The sequence below is a fragment of the Paraburkholderia podalyriae genome (assembly GCF_014397785.1).
GTDB classification, from domain to species: domain Bacteria; phylum Pseudomonadota; class Gammaproteobacteria; order Burkholderiales; family Burkholderiaceae; genus Paraburkholderia; species Paraburkholderia podalyriae.
Window position 1 is genome coordinate 1 of record NZ_VZQQ01000174.1, and the last position, 2,719, is coordinate 2,719.

Consider the following 2,719-nt stretch of genomic DNA (forward strand, 5'->3'; position numbering starts at 1 on the left):
TTCGATGAGGTCGCACTGCACAGTGGCTTCCGTGCGGAGGCGTTACAGGGCTGATATGCCCGAAGCTCGTTAGCCGGCACCGCACCGATGCCACATACATAGGAATACGAAGCAAATCGCGATCATTGCTTTTATGTCAAATTGAGCGGATCGGTGGGCGCCCCACACAGGCGCCCATATTTACCGGTCTACCGGCACCACTTCTGAGGCCAGGCCTCCTTCTGTCCCTGTCGTTCAGTTGCCGGTACGCCGATACCGCAACTCCCTCTGGCTGCGAATGGCGGCCACCAGCACAACGTCCAGCTCAGCCACAAAACGATACAGCGCAAGATAACCATGCGCTCCATTCGAAATGACCAGCTCGCGCATTGCGCCGGGGCCACTAACAGGCCGTCCAATTTGAGGACTCGTCTGAAGGATGTCTAACGCGCGAACGATATCGTCAATGTGTTTTGCGGCGCTCGCGGGGTTGTGTTCAAACAGGAAGTCAAAGATCCGGTCAAAATCGTCGCGAACTTCAGGCGCAAGAACTATTCGCGCCATCGCTTGACCTTCGGTGTTCCCGGATCGCGCCCTGCGGCCCGCTGGCCCAGATAGTCGCGCATGTCGGCCCACTCAATCCCGAGGCCGTTCTTCAGCATGTTTGCGAGGCGATCGTTCCCTTCAGTGAGGAATTCGCGACGCAGTTCTTCGCTGGTGACCCTCTCGGCAATCGCCTCCAGCATGAAGCTGTGGACTGTAGTTCCCGATTCTTCAGCAAGTCTCGAGATCCGCTCGCGGAGTTCCGGCGGAAGGCGGAGCGTGGTGGTAGACATAGAGACCTCTCATGTGTCACATCTGTGCTACATCATACTCTCTCAAGTTTGCCAGTGCACGCAGTCGTCCAAACTGAAGCGAGGGAACCAAGAAAAAAGGGTCGCATCCGCATGAGGCTTAGTCAGAACCGGACGTTCACATCGTGGAGATGCGGTCGAAGTCAGGGTAGAAAGCGCGAAAATCGGCTCGCTAAACCACGTCCAAACTATGCCTGAGCTTGGCGGCGGAGCGGACTGACAGGCGCCGCCGCCGGCGAAACCGATTCAACCAGCTCAAGCTTCGCTACCATCCATCGGCGCGGCAGAACCACGAAGCTTTTTTCCCCGGGAGCTTCACTACATGCCTGGATAGTTCGGCCCACCGCCACCTTCAGGCGTGACCCAGACGATATTCTGTGTCGGGTCCTTGATATCGCAGGTCTTGCAGTGCACGCAGTTCTGCGCGTTGATCTGCAAGCGGTCTTCGTTTTGCTCGTTCTTCACGAACTCGTAGACACCCGCCGGGCAGAAGCGTGACTCCGGCCCCGCATAGGTCTGCCAGTTCACGTTCACCGGCACCGACGGATCTTTCAGCGTCAGGTGCACCGGCTGGTTTTCTTCGTGATTGGTGTTCGAGATGAACACCGAGGACAACCGGTCGAACGTGAGCTGCCCGTCCGGTTTCGGATACGTGATCGGCTTGCACTGCGACGCCGGCTTGAGCATCTCGTGATCCCAGTGCTGATGATGGAGCGTCCACGGCACGTTGCCGCCGAGCAGCTTCTGCTCGAGACCGACCATCAGCGTGCCGAGGTACAGGCCCTTGCTCATCCACTGCTTGAAATTGCGCGCGCGGTACAGCTCGGTATAGAGCCATGACGTCTTGAACGCTTCCGGATAGTCGGTGAGTTCATCACTGGTGCGGCCGGCCTGCACGGCGTCGAACGCGGCATCGGCGGCGAGCATGCCGGTCTTGATCGCGGCGTGCGAACCCTTGATGCGCGACGCGTTCAGGAAGCCCGCATCGTCGCCGACCAGTGCACCGCCCGGGTACACCAGCTTCGGCAGCGACATCAGCCCGCCTGCGGTAATCGCCCGCGCGCCGTACGACACGCGCTTGCCGCCTTCCAGAATCGCGCGGATTGCCGGATGCGTCTTGTAGCGCTGGAATTCCTCGAACGGTGACAGATACGGATTCGTGTAGCCGAGGCCGACCACGAAGCCCACCACGACCTGGCTGTTGTCCATGTGGTAGAGGAACGAGCCGCCGTAGGTGTCGTTTTCGAGCGGCCAGCCGGCCGTATGCATCACCAGACCCGGCTTGTGCTTCGCAGGATCGATTTCCCACAACTCCTTGATGCCGAGGCCATAGACCTGCGGATCGGCGCCGTCGCGCAGCTTGAACCGGTCGTTAAGCTGACGGCCGAGGTGGCCGCGCGCGCCCTCGCAGAACAGCGTGTACTTCGCGTGCAGTTCCATGCCGAGCTGGAAGTTCTCGGTCGGCTCACCGTCTTTGCCGATGCCGAGGTTGCCGGTCGCGACGCCCTTGACCGAGCCGTCGTCGTTGTACAGCACTTCGGCCGCCGGAAAGCCCGGGAAGATCTCAACGCCGAGCGCCTCAGCCTGCTGACCCAACCAGCGCGTCACGTTCGCGAGGCTGATCACGTAGTTGCCGTGGTTCCTGAAGTTACCCGGCAGCGCCCAGACCGGCACGCTCTTCGCGCCCGTTGCCGACAGAAACAGGAAGCGGTCCTCGGTCACGTCGACCGTCAGCGGCGCGCCTTTTTCCTTCCAGTCGGGGATCAGTTCGGTCAGTGCGCGCGGGTCCATCACGGCGCCCGACAGGATATGCGCCCCGATCTCCGAGCCTTTTTCCAGCACGCACACGCCAAGCTCGACGCCTTGTTCGGCAGCGCGCTGCTTCA

At 60.7% G+C, this 2,719-nt stretch carries 3 protein-coding genes; all 3 read right to left on the reverse strand.

Translation table 11 applies throughout. The features are described 5' to 3' along the window. Positions 1-234: 234 nt before the first annotated feature. Entirely contained in the window at positions 235-543 is a 309-nt protein-coding gene (locus tag F6X42_RS42150; protein WP_187639667.1) for a type II toxin-antitoxin system RelE/ParE family toxin, read from the reverse strand. Beyond that, positions 531-815: a CopG family ribbon-helix-helix protein gene (locus F6X42_RS42155; RefSeq protein WP_187639668.1), complete on the reverse strand. Its 285-nt coding sequence runs from the start codon at positions 813-815 to the stop codon at positions 531-533. Before F6X42_RS42155 ends, F6X42_RS42150 begins: the two co-directional genes overlap by 13 nt. A gap of 336 nt (positions 816-1,151) precedes the next feature. Continuing rightward, positions 1,152-2,719 (reverse strand): electron transfer flavoprotein-ubiquinone oxidoreductase (locus F6X42_RS42160; RefSeq protein ID WP_187639669.1); only part of this gene is annotated, 1,568 nt, incomplete at its 5' end.

Excerpts from the sequence above, each read along its gene's own strand:
- F6X42_RS42150 (WP_187639667.1), bottom strand. The coding sequence starts at position 543 with ATGGCGCGAATAGTTCTTGCGCCTGAAGTTCGCGACGATTTTGACCGG.
- F6X42_RS42155 (WP_187639668.1), bottom strand. The coding sequence starts at position 815 with ATGTCTACCACCACGCTCCGCCTTCCGCCGGAACTCCGCGAGCGGATC.